The 17,089-nt window shown below is 45.1% G+C and carries 14 protein-coding genes; all 14 read left to right on the forward strand.

The window, feature by feature from the left end:
- The 14 genes from D8S85_RS13930 (at position 1) to D8S85_RS13995 (ending at position 17,061) form a co-directional block, all read left to right on the forward strand.
- On the forward strand, positions 1–1,926 hold the full coding sequence (locus D8S85_RS13930) for a RagB/SusD family nutrient uptake outer membrane protein (protein ID WP_240648673.1): 1,926 nt from the start codon (positions 1–3) through the stop codon (positions 1,924–1,926).
- Between the two features lie 81 nt (positions 1,927–2,007).
- Positions 2,008–3,375, forward strand: coding sequence for a DUF4959 domain-containing protein (locus tag D8S85_RS13935; RefSeq protein ID WP_106481203.1), 1,368 nt, complete (start codon positions 2,008–2,010; stop codon positions 3,373–3,375).
- A gap of 9 nt (positions 3,376–3,384) precedes the next feature.
- Positions 3,385–4,947, forward strand: a complete 1,563-nt coding sequence (locus tag D8S85_RS13940; protein ID WP_158641595.1) for a DUF4998 domain-containing protein — start codon at positions 3,385–3,387, stop codon at positions 4,945–4,947.
- A gap of 54 nt (positions 4,948–5,001) precedes the next feature.
- On the forward strand, positions 5,002–8,307 hold the full coding sequence (locus D8S85_RS13945) for a metallopeptidase TldD-related protein (protein WP_127075274.1): 3,306 nt from the start codon (positions 5,002–5,004) through the stop codon (positions 8,305–8,307).
- Positions 8,308–8,349: 42 nt separating this feature from the next.
- Positions 8,350–9,450 (forward strand): TlpA disulfide reductase family protein, encoded by a 1,101-nt coding sequence (locus D8S85_RS13950; RefSeq protein WP_106481206.1) that lies wholly within the window; start codon positions 8,350–8,352, stop codon positions 9,448–9,450.
- Between the two features lie 518 nt (positions 9,451–9,968).
- On the forward strand, positions 9,969–10,619 hold the full coding sequence (locus D8S85_RS13955) for a hypothetical protein (protein WP_106481207.1): 651 nt from the start codon (positions 9,969–9,971) through the stop codon (positions 10,617–10,619).
- 363 nt (positions 10,620–10,982) lie between these two features.
- On the forward strand, positions 10,983–11,696 hold the full coding sequence (locus D8S85_RS13960; protein ID WP_106481208.1) for a hypothetical protein: 714 nt from the start codon (positions 10,983–10,985) through the stop codon (positions 11,694–11,696).
- A gap of 250 nt (positions 11,697–11,946) precedes the next feature.
- Positions 11,947–12,348: a LytR/AlgR family response regulator transcription factor gene (locus tag D8S85_RS13965; protein ID WP_106481209.1), complete on the forward strand. Its 402-nt coding sequence runs from the start codon at positions 11,947–11,949 to the stop codon at positions 12,346–12,348.
- A 192-nt stretch (positions 12,349–12,540) separates the two neighbouring features.
- Positions 12,541–13,869: an ATP-binding protein gene (locus tag D8S85_RS13970; protein ID WP_106481210.1), complete on the forward strand. Its 1,329-nt coding sequence runs from the start codon at positions 12,541–12,543 to the stop codon at positions 13,867–13,869.
- Positions 13,870–14,268: 399 nt separating this feature from the next.
- Entirely contained in the window at positions 14,269–14,892 is a 624-nt protein-coding gene (locus D8S85_RS13975; protein ID WP_106625115.1) for a DUF6266 family protein, read from the forward strand.
- A gap of 50 nt (positions 14,893–14,942) precedes the next feature.
- Entirely contained in the window at positions 14,943–15,335 is a 393-nt protein-coding gene (locus tag D8S85_RS13980; RefSeq protein WP_106481211.1) for a hypothetical protein, read from the forward strand.
- Positions 15,323–15,697, forward strand: coding sequence for a 3TM-type holin (locus D8S85_RS13985; RefSeq protein WP_106481212.1), 375 nt, complete (start codon positions 15,323–15,325; stop codon positions 15,695–15,697). Before D8S85_RS13980 ends, D8S85_RS13985 begins: the two co-directional genes overlap by 13 nt.
- Positions 15,698–15,731: 34 nt before the next feature.
- On the forward strand, positions 15,732–16,340 hold the full coding sequence (locus D8S85_RS13990) for an N-acetylmuramoyl-L-alanine amidase (protein WP_106481213.1): 609 nt from the start codon (positions 15,732–15,734) through the stop codon (positions 16,338–16,340).
- Positions 16,341–16,431: 91 nt separating this feature from the next.
- Complete coding sequence (locus tag D8S85_RS13995) at positions 16,432–17,061, forward strand: DUF6266 family protein (RefSeq protein ID WP_106481214.1); 630 nt, start codon at positions 16,432–16,434, stop codon at positions 17,059–17,061.
- Positions 17,062–17,089 lie beyond the last annotated feature (28 nt).

Below are 17,089 nucleotides of genomic sequence, written 5' to 3' on the forward strand. Positions count from 1 at the left end.
ATGATGAAAAAATATTTAGTATCTATACTTTGCGGTCTTTTCCTGTTGCCCGGGTGTGATTACCTGAACATGGTGCCGGAGAAAGACATCGAAACCATCGAATCGGTTTTTGAGCAACGGACAAAAGTGGAAGGCTGGTGGATAGGGGTTTACGCAGATTTGATTTCTTTGCTCCAAAGCTCGGATAAAAACCTTGCTTTTTCTGCCTCCGACGAGTATACGCCCAGTCCTGTTTTATACACTTCCATCAATCTGCTCCCCGGCTTCCTCGTGGCAAACGGCCAGCAGATGTCACAAGATCCTTACGGGAATATATGGGCGAAAATGTATCAGTTGATTCGAAGAGCCAATGTTTTTATTGATAATGTCGACAAAACGTACAACATGACTCAAGAGGATAAGACTTGGTGGAAGGCGGACATGAAGGCCTTGAAGGCATACATCTACTTTGAATTGCTTCGTACTTACGGTCCCATTTGCTTGATTCCGCAAAATATGCCCGTGGATTTGGAGATGGAGGATTATCAATTGCCGCGGCAACCCGTGGACACCTGTTTTAAGGAGATCATTCGTCTGTTGGACGAGGCTGAACCTGATATACCGAGACATTCCCAACGTTCGGCAATCTATGGATTCACGTTTACCAAAGAGGCTCTTTATGCCTTGAAGGCCAGAGTGCTGGTTTATGCCGCCTCTCCGCTTTTCAACGGAAATATATTTTATGCCGATTTCAAGAATAAGAACGGGGAGTTGCTTTTTAATCCGACCTACGATCGGGAAAAATGGCGGATAGCGGCTGAAGCTGCCGACAAGGCGGCTGAAATTTGTGCGCAGGGAGACCGGGAGTTTCCGGCGAAAGGAAGCAGTAAGAAAACCACGCTTTTGAACCACATGGATGATATCGAGCAAAGCACCTATTCGATGTTTAGTAATAAGGAGTACCTCTTGGAGTGGAAAGGTGGAATGACAACGATATACATATATTTACTCCCGCGTTTGGTGGGTGATAATAACCATTTTGAAGCACTTGCGTTCGGTTGCCTTTCTCCTTCGATGAAGATGGTGGAGATGTATTACACGGAAAACGGGTTGCCGATAACTGCCGATGTTTATTGGAACTATGGCAACCGCTATAAATTAGGCTCGGAGAGTGCCCTTGCCTACGAGAATGTCGTTCCGTTGAATACGGACGTGGTCAGACTTCACTTGCGTCGGGAACCCCGTTTCTATGCTTCTATTGCAGGAGACCGGATGTATTGGCAGCGCGGAGTAAGCACGCAGAGTCTGGACAATAACCTACTCGTGCAAGCCCGCAAGGGAGAAGGGCCTTGGAGCTCGCAGCAGGATGTGATTGTCAGCAACGATTACCAGAACATTTGTGGCTATTGGGTGAAAAAATGGATTTATTCGTGGATTCCTACCAAGAATTACTATCAAGGCATAACGAACGAGACCATGGCGGTTATTCGTTTGGCAGAGGTATATATGATGCAGGCGGAGGCTTGGAACGAATATTTGGATGCGCCGGACGAAGAGCACGTGTACAAACCGTTGAATAAAGTACGTGTACGGGCAGGGATTCCGACGGTCGAGGATGCTTGGACGAATTACTCTTCAAATCCCGGAAAAATCAAGACAAAAGAGGGTATGCGGGAGATCATACGCCAAGAGTATAACATCGAGTTCGCTTTTGAAGGGCATCGTTATTGGAATGTTCGTCGTTGGATGATCGCCCAAACGGAGATGAACGGGAAATCATACGGCTGGAATGTTCTCGGCTCAACGGCAACGACATTCTATAATGACGAAAACGGACCGATCGAGATCGGACGTAGTTTCAAATTCGTTGCCCCTCGGGATTATTTTACTCCATTCAAAGCGGAGGAAATTTTGATCTCCGGAATGAAACAAAATCCGGGATGGTAAAGGAATTTACGATTTATGATTTACGATTTATGATTGTAGATTTTGGATGTACGATTGTAAGAATTTAATTCTAAAAATAAGATGATGAAGAATTCGATATGGATTTTATTATTGATACTCGGTTTTCTGGCTTGCAACGATGATGACGTTGTTTTTAATCCGGTGACCGAGGGGTTGGAAATCAAATTTGAACCCGTGGCAGGAGGTGCGATGATGCGTTATTCGCTGCCGAATGATAGGAATATTTTTGCCATGAATGTGCGCTACAAGAACTGGCAAGGAAATGATGTGTTGAAAGTTGGCGATTACGGGGGCGATTCGCTTCTATTGGATGGTTTTACGGGGACTATGGACGTGGTGGCCCAAGTCTCTTTTGTCAATCATCGCAATGAGGAATCCGCAAAACGGGAGTATAGCTTCTCAACCCTGCCCAGTGCGCCGTGGGTATTTTTTGAGGACTTGGAGGTGAGTTCTACTTGGAATGGCTTTCAGGTCATTTATCAAACTCCCAAGGTGACAACCGGTATGGCCCATGTTTTCTATTTGGGCGAAAATCCGTTGACACACCAACCGGATACGATTCCTTTAAAGAGTTTCCCGATTCGTCAGGGAGGCGATACGCTCAAATTCGAGATGGAACGGAAAATGGATAATTACACGGTGGTTGTCCGCACGGAAGATTTTCAAGGTTTCCGGGTGAGACAGGAGATTTATCCTGATATTGATGCCTTCTTGACGGAACAATGGCCGGTGACGGCAGATGACTTTAATACGAGCAAGCTTACGGTGGTTAAAAATGCGAAAGCGAAAACCGGGGTGGAGTATTTGTTTGACGGAGATCTGAAAGGAAAAGAGCGGATGGAATTCTTCCTGTCAGAAAGAAATCCGAATCTAGGATATACCGGTCATGAAGTGTATGGAACTTTTCTGGCAGGACCCAATGCTTTTGAAAAACCGATGGTGCTTGACTTGGGAGAGCAGAAAACGCCGGCTTGGATTCGTTTGTACGCTCTTATCCCCACGCAGGCGAAGGACGCTCAGGGGGCAGCTGCTTTAGGAGATGTTTGGCTCGGATGGTACGACGATAAACTTCCTTGTAAATTGTCGGTGTATGGCAATAGCACAACGGGCAATCCGGATGCCGACGGATGGGTGTACTTGGGCAATTTGAATCAAAACCCGAAAGCCGAAACGGAAAGTGAGAAGTGGAGTTTTCCTCATATAAATAAAAATGCCTCCGGTATAGGTCTTCCGAAGACTTTAGCGGAATTTGAGGATGCAGATCCGATATATGTGGACGTTTTGTTCCCCGTGGAGGATAACGAGTACCGTTACCTGAAGATCATCGTACATGAAACATTTAGATCAAAACTCAATTCTGCGGCAAAGCCGAATCCAGACAATTATTTTACATTGCATGAGTTGGAGGTTTATATAAAAAAGAATTAAGCTATGAATATGAGAAAACATATAATTAATTTATTATTCGCGGTGGTAGCTTTCATGACGGGGTGTAGCGAGAGTTTGGAAGATACTTATAGCGATTTTGCCGGTGACGGGAAAATCCGTTACGTGGCGAAATGTTCCGATCTGGACATTACTGCGGGGTGGGAACGTTTGATTGTCACTTGGGTGAACGGTACGGATGCCACGATCGACAAGATAAAGGTGGCTTGGTTGTTCGAGGGGCAAAGAGATTCGGTGTATCTTCCCGGTACGGCAACCTCTTTCGAGTTGACGGATTTGGCGGATGGTACGTACCAGTTTTACGTGAGTGCCGTGGATAAATTCGGGAATGAGTCTTTGATAGAGGCTTATTCCGGTCGGCCTTACACGCGGGAGCACGAGTTGATGCGCTCGTTTTCGCAAGGAGTCCTCAAGTCCTATTTTTTGAAAGAGAAGATGATATTTTTCTCCGACCAGTATAACGATAACATCGTGGAGATGAAGTTGCAATACAAGAACACGGCGGGAGAAACCAAGTACTATGAATTTAAGAATCCGGACAGTTACAATACGTTGGTCACGATCGATGATGTGAGCATGAACCCGGAGGATACAGTCTATGTACTTCGAACGGGAATTTTGGAAAACTCTCCGGATCAGGTTGTCATTGACCCGACGGCGATTAGTCGGAAGAAAAATTTCAGTGCGGGATTCGTTCACGCCATCACGGCACGTTACGGCTATTCAACGGACACGCAAGAAAAAGAAGATGAGTTCTTGGAATTTATCGAAAATGCGGAGGAGTTGGAGTTTGATTATTCCGTTGAATCTTTGGAAGATATACTTTTTTGTACCAATTTGAAAAGACTTGTGGTGGGCAAGAATCGCTATTTTACCGAACAGGCGACTAGGGATAACAGGAGTCAGATACTCAAGAATGATAAAAATAGTTATGCCGCTTTGTCAAAAGCAGCAGAAGATGATATATTGGGTTTGGAGGTGGAGTACTACGGAAATCAATCGGGCGTTGGAATGCATTATTTCGATAAAGTATATTCATTTATGACGTATCGTAATTTTTCTGCAGCTCCTAATGATTTGGAGATTATACCCGCGTCAGCTTTCAAGGAATATGAGGATGGCAATAAGATTTATTGCGAGACGGAGGATATTTTTGCAGATTGGGATGTTTTGTTGGATAACAATAAAAATACTTTTTTACAAACGAGTACACAACCGTCGATGCGTACCTATGAAATGTACATGGAATTGGAGGAGAGAACCGCGATAAGTGGGATTAAGGTAACGCAAATTGTAATCCCTAGAAATGATAGAAGTGCTCCCTATTTCTTGCCGGACATGATGGTTGCTCAGACCTCTCTTGACGGGGTTGTTTGGGAAGATGTAACCTTTTTGCCCAGTAACGATCTGGGACGTGTGTCGGGAGAAGTAACCTTGTTGAAGATTGCCGAGGGCTCCCGAGAGGTGAAGCATATCAAAATAACCATACGGGACGGTTCCGATCCGAGTGGAAACTGGTCATGCCGCTTGGCAGGTATCGATCTCTATAAATAATTATGAATTTAACGACCGCAAAAGCGGTCGTTAATCAAACACAATAAAGAAACTATGTTGAAAATAAGTCATTTAACCAGACTCTTTTTTAGCGGGATACTGCTATTAAGTTTCTCCGGCGTATTCGGTCAGGAGCAAGAGGATAAACTTTTGCAACTGATGAAACAGGAATTGCAATACAGCATGGAGGAGTTGAAGAAACAGGAAAATATCCCCTATTACATGAACATGCGGGCGATGGACGATTATAACATGACGATTATAAGTTCGTTCGGGGCTGCGTCAACTGCCGAAGAAAGTCGCATGAGAACACTGGTGCCGCAAATCCGATTGGGAAGTCCGGAACTGGACAATTTCAAGTATAACGGACAGGGAGGTGCGGCCGGTCCTAATGCACAGGGAGCGCGGGGAGTTGTTTTACCTTTGGATGACGATACCCCGGATGCCATTCGGGAGGCGATTTGGAGGGAGACACTGCGGCGTTACGAGTATGCCCGTACCATGTACGACCAAACAAAGACCCGGGCCGCGGTAAGCGTGGAGGATGAAGATAAAGCTCCGTGTTTTTCGGCAGTGCCGGTGGAACATTATTACGAGGCCCCCGTGGTGGTCGGCAATCGGAATACGGAGATGCTGCGATCTTGGAAAAAACGGATGAACGAGGTTTCTGCCGTGTTCAAAAGTTGTCCTGAATTGCGTCAAGGATCAGCCAGTTTTAGTTATCAAGTATTACGTACCTATTTCGTGAATAGCGAGGGGAGCGTGGTCGTGCAGAATAAAGTGGCCGTTCGGGTGATGTTGTCTGCCTCGTTGAAGGCGGCAGACGGGATGGAGTTGACGTTGAACAAGGATTACTTCGCATATACGCCCGATGATTTGCCCGGAACAAACCGGATGACGGATGATGTGCAGGATATGATCAACCGTTTGTTGGCTTTACGCGAAGCCCCGGTGGCCGATCCCTACACGGGACCCGCTATGCTTTCGGGACCCGCTAGCGGCGTGTTCTTTCACGAGATTTTCGGACATCGCTTGGAAGGCCACCGTTTGAAATCGGGCGGTCAGACCTTCAAGAAAATGGTCGGGGAACAAGTGTTGCCCGCGGAGTTTCAAGTGTATTGCGATCCGTTGCAAAAGCGTTATGCCAATACGGATTTGTACGGTCATTACGTGTACGATGACGAAGGTGTGAAAGCGCGTCGGGTGGATAACGTGGTGAACGGCGTGTTGAAAGAGTTCCTTATGAGCCGGGTGCCGTTGGACGGTTTTCCCGTGAGTAACGGTCACGGACGTACCTCCGGGGGAGGAGACCCCGTTTCGCGGCAATCCAACCTGATCATCGAAACCGATCATCCCTACACGGAAGACGAATTGCGTGCCATGCTGGTGAAAGAAGCCAAAAAGCAAGGAAAAGAGTACGGTTACTATTTCCGCACCGTGACCAGCGGTTTCACGTACACGGGCGAGGGAGGAAGCCTGAACTCGTTCAACGTGACCCCTTTGGAGGTCTACCGGGTATTCGTGGACGGTCGGCCGGATCAACTGGTGCGGGGTGTGGATTTGATCGGGACCCCTCTGTCGATGTTCTCGAACATCTCGGCTGCCGGCAACGATCCGAGCGTATTCACGGGTTCTTGCGGGGCCGAGTCGGGTTGGGTGCCCGTAACAGCAATATCCCCCACGATATTCGTGAGCCAGATAGAGACTCAACGTCGGGAACAGGCCCGGGATATTCCCCCGGTTTTACCTTCACCGAAACCGGAAAATAGAGTCACCGAAAATACGGATGAAGTGATTTTTGCTGCCCTGCGTTCCGAGTTGGACCGCAACCATGCCGCGCTGATTTTGCCGAATAGTCCCAAACCCTACTATATCTCGTACACGATATCCCGTTTCCGACATTTCTCGGTGGCCGGTTCGTTAGGAGGAATCCTGTTTTCAAATGTTTCCCCGTGGCAAATGAATGGGGGTACGCGAATGATGCTGGGAAATTATCAGCGCAACAATGATGTGCAATACATGGAACAAATCGTTCCCGTTCAATTACCGGCGGAAGTAGACTATGACGTGATTCGTCGCGGGTTCTGGGAATCATCGGATATGATGTACAAGTACTCGCTGGGGATGATGGCGCAGAAGGCAAATTTCTTACAACAAAATCCGCAATCGCCCGAGATGGCTGCTTTGCCGGAAATGCAGCAGTTGCCCGCGGTGACCCGCGTACGGGAACGGGAAACGACATTCGAGATCGATCAGGCTGCCTTGGAGCGACTGGTTGCGGAAGTTTCGGCTGTATTCACGGAGTACAAAGATATTTATAACTCCAGCGTGGCAATCAGTGGGGCGGAAATAGACCTTTACCGGTTGACTTCGGAGGGAGTGCAATTGAAAGAACCCGGCGGGCAGGTAACCCTGTCGGTTGCCGCGGAAACTCGTGCTGATGACGGTTCAACCGTGGGCGATTCATTCACGCTTTCGTTATTGAATCCGGCAGAAATCCCCTCTATCGAAAAAATGAAAGAGCGGGTGAGGGCCTTTGCCGAAGGCTTGATGCAATTAAAATCAGCTCCTCTAGTGGAAGAGTACTACAACGGACCGGTTATGTTTGAAGGAGGGGCTGTGGCAACGATTTTGTCCGGTAATCTTCTGTATCGCGGCGGATTGATTGCCAATCGTTCGCTTGGGCCGTCCCGCGGCGGATTGGAAGACCAGTTCGGAGGAAAGATTATAGATAATCGTTTGACGATTAAGAACTATACGACGATGAAAGAGTATAACGGTACTCCGTTATACGGGTATTACGAGATGGACGGAGACGGTGTTACTCCGGTGGCAGAGATGACGCTGGTCGAGAAAGGCGTGTTCAAGAAGATGCTGAACGGACGAATCCCGACATTGAAGGCTCCGGAATCGACAGGCAGTGCCCGCTTTATGTTTTCACCGCAAAGCCCGACTGTCACGGTAGGCATCGGTACGATTCATATACAGGTGGACAAAGGCGTTGCCCATGCGAAGATGAAAAAGATGCTCATAAAAGCGGCGAAGGATGCCGGGCAATCGTGTGCTTATATCGCGAGAGGGATTGCCGGGTCGGCACCCGTGGTCTATCGTGTTGACCTCAAGGACGGAAAAGAAACCCGTGTCCGCACAGCCGGATTCCGTATGCCCGATTTAACGAAATTACAGAAAATAACGGCAATATCTTCGAAAGAAGAGGTGATGAATACTCTTTCGAATTACTATCCCGCTTCAATGATCTATCCCGCCGGGATGATCGTGGACGGATTGGTGATCGAGAAAACCACCCCGAAAACGGAGAAAGAACCGGCGTTGAAGGTCCCGAGACAACGGGAGATGTAATTTAGAATTTAAAATTTAGAATTTAGAATTAAAAATGATGAGATGAAAAGGATTTTAATTACGATATGCACGTTGTTTGCTTGTGTCATGTTATCCGTGGCACAAGGAGATAGTTACAAAATTACGGGTCAGGTGGGTAACTCCGTCAACGGGAAATTACTGTTGGTGGCTCTCACGGAGAAGGGTTTGATTGATATCGGAGAGGCCGAGGTCACGAATGGAGTTTTCGAGTTCACGGGCCGGATGTCGGAAACAACGTTGGCTTACTTGATGCCGGTTCAGAGAAATGCGGCATTGGCAACCATTATGTTGGAGAACGCGAACTACACGATTACCGCGGGAGCGAATGAATTGATCGTGGATGGCGGCGGGGAGTCTCAACGAATATTGAAAGAGTTCAACGATTTGGACAAATATCTGGCACAAAGCGGGCAGCAACTGCAAGCGCAAGCTAAGGCGAATCCCATGCAAATGCAGAAATTGCAAGAGAATTTCAAAAAGATAATGGCTCAAGTGGAGACTGAAGAACTGGCTTTGCTGAACAAGTACAACGACACGTACGTGGCCGCTTATGTCGTTTATGCCAAATTGGCTCAAGCTTTTGACGAAACAAAGTTGGAGGAACGCTACAATATCCTGGGAGAAAAAGCGAAAGCTACTATTTATGGCAAACATATTGCTAAAGAGTTGGAAAAGATACAGAAATTAGCGATAGGAGCCATTGCTCCCGACTTTGCGGCTCCGTTGTCCGATGGAGGCGTGCTTTCTTTGCATGAGACGAAAGCTAAAGTAAAAGTTGTCGACTTCTGGGCGTCATGGTGTCAACCTTGCCGTGCAGAGAATGTAAACCTGATAAAGATTTACAAGCGCTTCCGCCCGAAGGGATTGGAAATCATCAGCGTTTCACTCGATGACAACAAACACGCTTGGTTGGCTGCCATCGGTCAGGACGGTTGCAATTGGAAGTGTGTGTCTGATTTGAAAGGACAAAAATCAGAAATCGCTGCTGAATACCAAGTAAAAGGTATTCCTTGCACCTTTATCCTCGACGAGGAAAACCGCATCGTGGCTAAAAATCTCCGGGGGAGAGAACTGGAGAAAAAGATTGAAGAATTGTTGAAAAAGAAGAAGGATAAGGAGTAGATTAAACTCCTTCCCGGTTTTACGGCTCTCCACAGAGGTATTTCAGATTTAGTGATTTTAGATTTATGATTCTTGTATTCATGGTCCTTTGTCATTTTAAAACCTAAATTCTAAATGGCCTTTGGGGAGAGCTAAATTACTTTAAAACAACTTCTAAAATCAAGATTATGGACAGGAGGTTTAAACTAATTTTTGGAAGTGTCGCCTTTTTTGTGGGCGTTTTGTTGATTGTTTTCAGTCTATCGAATTTTATTTCAACATTACTGATGCTTATCGGTGTAATTTTTATCCTTAATGTATTGATTGAGAGAAAGATTGTTTTTTAATAACATCCATAATACTGACAGTGCTGACGATATTAGTATATATTAATATACATGGTTTTAGGGGTATCGAACGTGTCGAACAGCGAGTAAACAAAATAGAGTGTATTGAAAATGAATAGTTAATAAACAAAATTCAATTTGCTCATGTAAAGTTATTGTCTATGGAATGATTAATCTTAAAAACATAAAGACATGAAAAAAATAATTTTGACATTATTCGTATGCTTATCCTGCATTATGGTAGCAAACGCAGAGTATCCACACGTTGTGGATACCTTACCCAAGAGAATAGTTAACGGTTTGGAAATAATTCCGGTAAAAAAAACTTATGAATGGGGAGGCGTTTTTTGGGATTTTAGAGTCTCTGATTTTGAAAAGTGCTTTCAGCGCTTTAAAAATAAATGCCGAGGAGAAATAAATTACGCTCTGAACTCTAGTGAAGTGGACAAGGCTATTTATGATTGGCAGGATAAATTTTGGGAAATATATCCTCCGGAAATGAAAGCTTTAAAAGACTTTAATCTTAAACTTTTTATTGATAACGATGGACGTGTTTTTGCCGTGGAGTTTTCTATGCCTGATGAAGCGTTTCAGAAACTGGAAGGACTCCCGGAGAATATGTTGAAAAACTTTTACCAGAATTTAATAAAACAGGAGTGTACAGTTTTCAAAGAATTGGATTTCCATGTTTTGAATTCTAATAAAGATTTCGATAGTCCGAAATATACAACCATCTGGTTGAAAAAGGATGTTTATGATATGTTCGGCACATTTAACCCGTTTAAAGAACAAATGATTAAGGAGAAGGAAGCAAGAATGAAAAGCCAAGAGGAAGAACAATAATTTTTCCTTCTTGTAATACCCTTATTCCTTCATAATTACTGTGATGAGGAGTAATTATGATGAATAAGTGGGTGAAAGATACGTGTAAAATGAGGACCGTTTTAAGGCTTGTCAAAAAACGGTCCTTTTTTAAACTTTTGATATAACGTTTATGGGAAAGAATTTACTCTTATTTTTTGTCGTAAGTACGCTGGTCAGTTTATCGTCATGTGTCTTGGTACATATTAATTCTGATTCATTATAAATTAGAATTCGGGAAAACACTCAAAGTGCAAATTCTTCAAAATGAGTTTCCGATGTTGGGAACGTTGGCATTATGAAGGAGGTATGGTGAATTTATTATTAATCAATAATTTATAAATTATGAAAAAGATAATTTTGACCTTGTCATTATGCTTATCTTGTATCATGGTAGCAAACGCTAGATGGAATCCTCATGTAATAGACACTTTACCTAAGAGAGTCGTTAACGGTTTGGAAGTGATTCCGGTAAGAACAACCTATAATAATTCGGGAGAGATATATTGGAAATTGAGAATCTCTGATTTTGAGAAATGTTTTCAGCAGTTCGAGAGTAAATACCCGGGAGGAATGAATTACAATCTGAACTCCGATGAAGTGAACCAGGCTATTTATAATTGGCAGGATAAACTTTGGGAAATCTATCCTCCGGAGATGAAAGCTTTAGAAGGCGTTGATCTTAAACTATTTGTTGATAAGGATGGACATGTTTTTGCCGTGGAGTTTTCTATGTCCGATGAAACGTTTCAGAAATTGGAAGGTCTTCCGAAGAATACGTTGAAAAACTTTTACCGGAATTTAATAAAACAGCAGTGTACTGCTTTTAAAGAAGTGGATTTCCATGTTTTGAATCCCGATTATGAATTTCATAGTTACGAACTTTTAAGTGTGTGGGGGTCGAACGGGAGTGGGAATGAATATATAACCCTCTTATTAAAAAAGTTTTGTTATGACGTGTTCGGTACGTTTAATCCGTCGAATTTACCGAAAGAAGAGTTTAGAAGATTACTTGAAAAGGAAGAAGCAAGAATGAAGAGCCAGGAGAAAGAACAATAAATCTTCCTCCTTGTAATACCCTTATTCCTTCATAATTACTATGATGAGAAGTAATGATGAAGAATAAGTAGACGAAAGATACGTGTAAAATGAGGACCGTTTTAAAGTTTGTCAAAAAACGGTCCTTTTTTAAACTTTTTGCCTGCTTGCAGGAGAATGTTTGGCCTTTTGTTTTCCAGTTTTGTTAGCAAATGTCAATAATCACTATAACCGCCGAGGCTGATTTTACGAGGTGTAAAATCAATAATCTATGGAAAACAAAAAGACCGGTGCTTCGGCATGTTTAAACAAACCTCGTTACGGGGAGGGACATATTTTTATTTGGTGTGAAAATTACTGCCGTCGAATTTTATATATTGATATTCTTTACGTGGAAGCGTCACGTAGTTACTGCGAGTTCCACTTGATAGACGGGAGCCGGGTGACTCTCTCTTGGCGGATGAGAATAGTGGAGCAAATTTTGCCGACTGACACGTTCATCCGGGTACACCAGAGTTTTATCCTGAATTGGCATTACGTCGATTCCTACGTGGGGAATAGCGCGAGGATCGGTGAACAATGGTTCCCGCTTGGGCGGGTTTATCGTTCCCGCCTGCTGGATGTATTGCATTTTCCGCAAATTTCTCGGCTAAATAGTAAAATGAAATTATAATCATCCTAATTTAATTAATTATCAATCTGCCTGGTGAATTGGCCACGGCGGCTTTTCCCGGGTGGTTGGTATGTGGTATTGCGATAGTATAAATCAAATTGCCCATTCTCTCATATCATGTATCAAAAATGTGTATATTTGCACAAATCATGTTGGTAAAATGTGATTAATGGACAAAAATGCGAAGATAAAATGGAGATAAAAAGAGATATAATGACTGCTCTGCTTAAATGGAAGCAACGGTTGGAGCGCAAACCACTTATTATTCAAGGAGCGCGCCAGACAGGTAAGACGTGGATTATGCGAAAGTTCGGGGAAGAATATTTTGACCATGTCGCTTATTTTAACTTCGACGCGTCGGAGGAGTTATGTCGGGAGTTCGAAAATACGAAAAGTCCTGAACGGTTGATCGATATTCTCCGACTCTATACGGAATGTCCTATCGAACCGGGACGAACGTTGATTATTTTCGATGAGATTCAGCAGAGTAACAAGGCTCTTAACAGCTTGAAATATTTTTGCGAGGATGCTCCCGGATATCATATTCTTGCAGCGGGATCGCTATTAGGAGTGTCTCTCTCGCGGGGAGATTCGTTTCCTGTCGGTAAAGTAGAATTTTTACGAATGTATCCGGTTACGTTCCGGGAATTTTTGCGTGCTGATACGCCACAAATGTATGAATATCTTGAAAACCTGACTGAGATCGCACCATTACCGGAAATTGTTATGGGGCGTGTTGGGGAGGCGTATCGTCGCTATCAAGTTTGTGGTGGAATGCCGGCTGCCGTTACTGCCATGCTTGAAAAAGGTGGTGTGCGGGAGATTGAGGAGATTCAAAAATCGATACTGACGGCCTACTCGCTGGACTTTGCTAAGCACGCTCCGGGCAAAGATATCCCGCGTATCGCCGCTATTTGGAATTCTATACCGTCCCAATTGGCAAAAGGAAATAGAAAGTTTGTCTACAAGCTAGTCAAAACCGGGGCACGGGCACGGGAATATGAAGACGGGCTTTTGTGGTTGGAACATGCGGGAATGATCTATCGCATTTTTTGTTCTTCCAAACCCGGCTTACCATTGAGAGCATACGACGATCTTTCGGCATTCAAAATCTATTTGTGTGACGGGGGTTTACTTCGTGTTATGGCGCAGCTTCCGGCAGATTTGCTTTGGACGGAAAATTCGCTTTATACCGAATTCAAAGGTGCAATGGCAGAAAATATGGTGCTACAATCCCTCGTGGCCCATTTTGACGTGATGCCGCGATACTGGACTTCCGAGGCTACAGCAGAGGTGGATTTCCTGTTACAGAACAATACCTCGTTACTTCCTGTAGAGGTAAAATCCGGCACTCGTCTGGGCGGTAAAAGTCTCGGAATATACATCGATCGTTTCTCTGTTGAATTGGCATTGCGTTTTTCTATGAATAACCTAAGGCAAGATGGTGCAATTCTCAATATCCCGATTTTCCTTGCAGATTGGACAAAAGAATGGCTTAAGAAAATGCAGCAAGGATTATGAAAGCATGGGAAAATTGTAATGTTATTATATAGACACCCGTACATCTTTCATTGCATACAGGGTGTTCTTAGGGATTAAACACGTATCACTTTCGTATCAAAGACGTATCAAAGACGTTCAGGGGTGTCCTTGATTCGGGAGAGAGGGGCTGTTGTTGTCTGTTTGTTGAAGATGCTTTTCGGTGGTGCTTCGCTTTATTACACGAATAGTTTGGAGGGGCTTTTGTTTGAGAGGGGGACGTGTTTTATGAATGAGGGGGTATGGAATTTATGTCGAATATGTAGTGAAAAGTACCGTTTGTGAAAAGATTCGGTTGTTTGTGAATCAGAATTTTATATGGAGGATTCATACCCTACCTTTGTCTCAGAAAACAAAGAAAACCTAAAATACAAACGAGCGATGGCAATAGTAGATGAAAATATTCGAGGAAGGATCGGGAATTCGGTTTTTTACCGGGTGGGGCCAGCAACACGGGTAAGGAGTGTGACGTCGAGCTACACGGATGCAAATACGACAAGGCAACAGGAAAGCCGTTCCCGTTTGAGGGTAGCGGTACGTTTCTACCAACGTTTGGTGGAGGTGGAGTTACAAAAGCCGTGGTTTCTGGTAGCCCAAGGAAGCGGGAAAAGCGGGTATAATCTCTTTATGAAATTGAATATGATGGTTTTTAAACCGAACGGGCGGATTGGAGATTTTGCCCGGTTGCAATTGACAATCGGTAGGTTGCAAAAGGCGAATCATCTTGTGGCGTGTGTTGGTGAGCAGGACATGGTTTCTTTGACATGGGAGAGGGGGGAGAGTCTTCCTTCCGCGGGGGAGGGAGATGAGTTGGTGGTTGTCGTGCTTTATGCCGATCGTTCTTTTTCTCCGGAATATATTAAGACGGGTGGGGAGACACGAGGGACCGGGGGAGCAACTTTTCGTTTGCAGCGTAAACGAGGCACGACGGCTCATTTGTATTGCTTCTTCCGGGAGAAAAACGGGAAAGCTTATTCCCCGAGTCAATACGTTGAGATTGTATGATTTTAGATTAAAAAATTCAGGAATTAGGTGATTTAAACTTTATGAATTGAATGAAGACGAGGCGTTTAGCTGTTCCTGGCGTGTCGTTTCGGGGGAGTCGTGTGCAAGGAGGAAAGGGAACGGATAACTTTAATAATAAAAATATGGCAAAAAGAGAGACAAGTAAAGGAGAAGAAACGGCGAACGCGGTTGCGCAAGTGCTTGAGGAATTGAGGGAACTGAGGCAAGAGGTGCGCTTGGCTATAGAAACGGCGACCAATGCCCCGTACAAGGTGTTGAGCGCGGCGGAACTTCGTCAAACGATGGGTATTTCAGAGAACACGTTACGTCGTTACGAGAAATGGTTCGGGATCCCGGTGCGTAAAATCGGGAAGAAGAAGTTTTACTTGGAGGCGGAGGTGAAGAATTGTATCCTTACAGCTTTGCAGTTTTGGAAGGATTGAAGAACGTGGTCGGGGCGGTTGGCAAGGTGATTGACGGCCTGACACTCCCGGCGAGGGAGAAGCGACAACTGGAAGCGGATTTGTTGACATTGTTGGCCGAATACGAGAAGGAGATGGTGCGATCTCGCTCGGCGGCGGTGGTGGAAGAGGCCCGGGGAAACTGGCTGCAACGATCGTGGCGACCGTTGGTGATGCTGGTGTTTGCTTTGATTGTCCTCGCGGGGACGTTTACGACACTCCCCATTCTTTCGGACACGTCTCGTTTCTGGGATTTACTGGAAATCGGTCTGGGAGGGTATGTTATCGGACGTGGCGGGGAGAAGATGGCCGCGGCGATTTTTAAACTAAAAGCTAAAAAGTAAAAGTTAAAAACTTGGTTAACTAAATTTCTTATTCATGGTATGTTCAAAATTTAATTCTTCGTTTTCAATTGTGAACCATCGGTTGATGGGTGACGGGGTGGTTCATTTGGCGTGCGTGAAGAATACACGAAAGTTGGAGGGGCCGGATATGATCGTGCTACATTACACGGCCGGGACGAGTGCTGAAAGTTCATCTATTTTCTTGACCCGGCCGGACGTGTCGGCCTCGGCTCATCTGGTGATCGGGCGGAAAGGGGAGGTGTTTCAGCTGGTGCCTTTCCATATTGAGGCATGGCACGCCGGGAAAAGTTGGTATGCCGGACGTGGAGGACTGAATCGTTACTCGATCGGGATTGAGTTGGATAATCTGGGGAAACTCCGTTTTTCGGGTGATCTATTTGTCGCGGAGTGTGGGCGTGTGGTGTTGCCTGACGAGGTGTACACGGATTGTTCCGGTGATCATCCGACTTACTGGCACCGCTACACGGAGAGGCAAATCCGGGTGTTGCAGGAGATCTGTTCCTTGTTGGAAGAGACTTACCCGATCCGTGACGTGGTGGGACATTCAGTGATCACGCCAAGAAAAATTGATCCGGGTCCGGCGTTGGAGTTCGCGTTTAGCGAATTGCAAGTTAAAAACTAAAAGTGAGAAACTAGAAAATATACCTTTTTGGGGCAGGGCCCGTCCCGGGTGTGTAAACTTCATGTTTAATTTTAATTCTTAATTTCAAATTATGGCAGAATTTAATTCGTATTTGTTAGGAAAAGTGAGAAAATCAGTGGGTAACATTACGTTGTGTTACACGAGGGGGAAGAACATCGTCAGGGCAAAGGTGTTTTCCCGGAAGGATAACCCGACGCCGGAGATTCTGGCTCAACGGGCGAAAATGAAAACTCTCGTGCAATTATCCCGACAGTTGCTGCCGGTGATTCGGAAAGGTTTTGGCGGTATCGGTAAGGGATCGGCGGTGAATGCTTTTACCTCGCTTAACATGTCTCGCGTGTCGGTGGACGAGAATAACGTGGCAACGGTGGATTTCGAACGGTTGCTTTGTGCCTCCGGGATGTTGTACCCGCCGAAGGTGGAAGTGACGTACGCGGAAGAGGGTAAGCTTTATTCTTTCGTGCAAGAGATGCAGGTGGAGGAAAACGGTTACGCTTTCAGTGACGATTTGGTGTATGTCATGTTGTACGAAACGGTACTTGGACGTGCCCGCTTGGTGGCGTTGCGAACCCGTGGTGAGAATAGTAACACGAATTACGCGCTGCCGGAGGAGTGGAGTCACGAGAACGTGAAACTGTATTGTTTCGCCACGTTGAAGAACGGGAAAAGAGCCTCGGACAGTCGATTGGTGGAATGCTAGATGAATGACCCTTGCGCTTCCGGTATAG

Source organism: Butyricimonas faecalis (assembly GCF_003991565.1).
Lineage (GTDB): Bacteria > Bacteroidota > Bacteroidia > Bacteroidales > Marinifilaceae > Butyricimonas > Butyricimonas faecalis.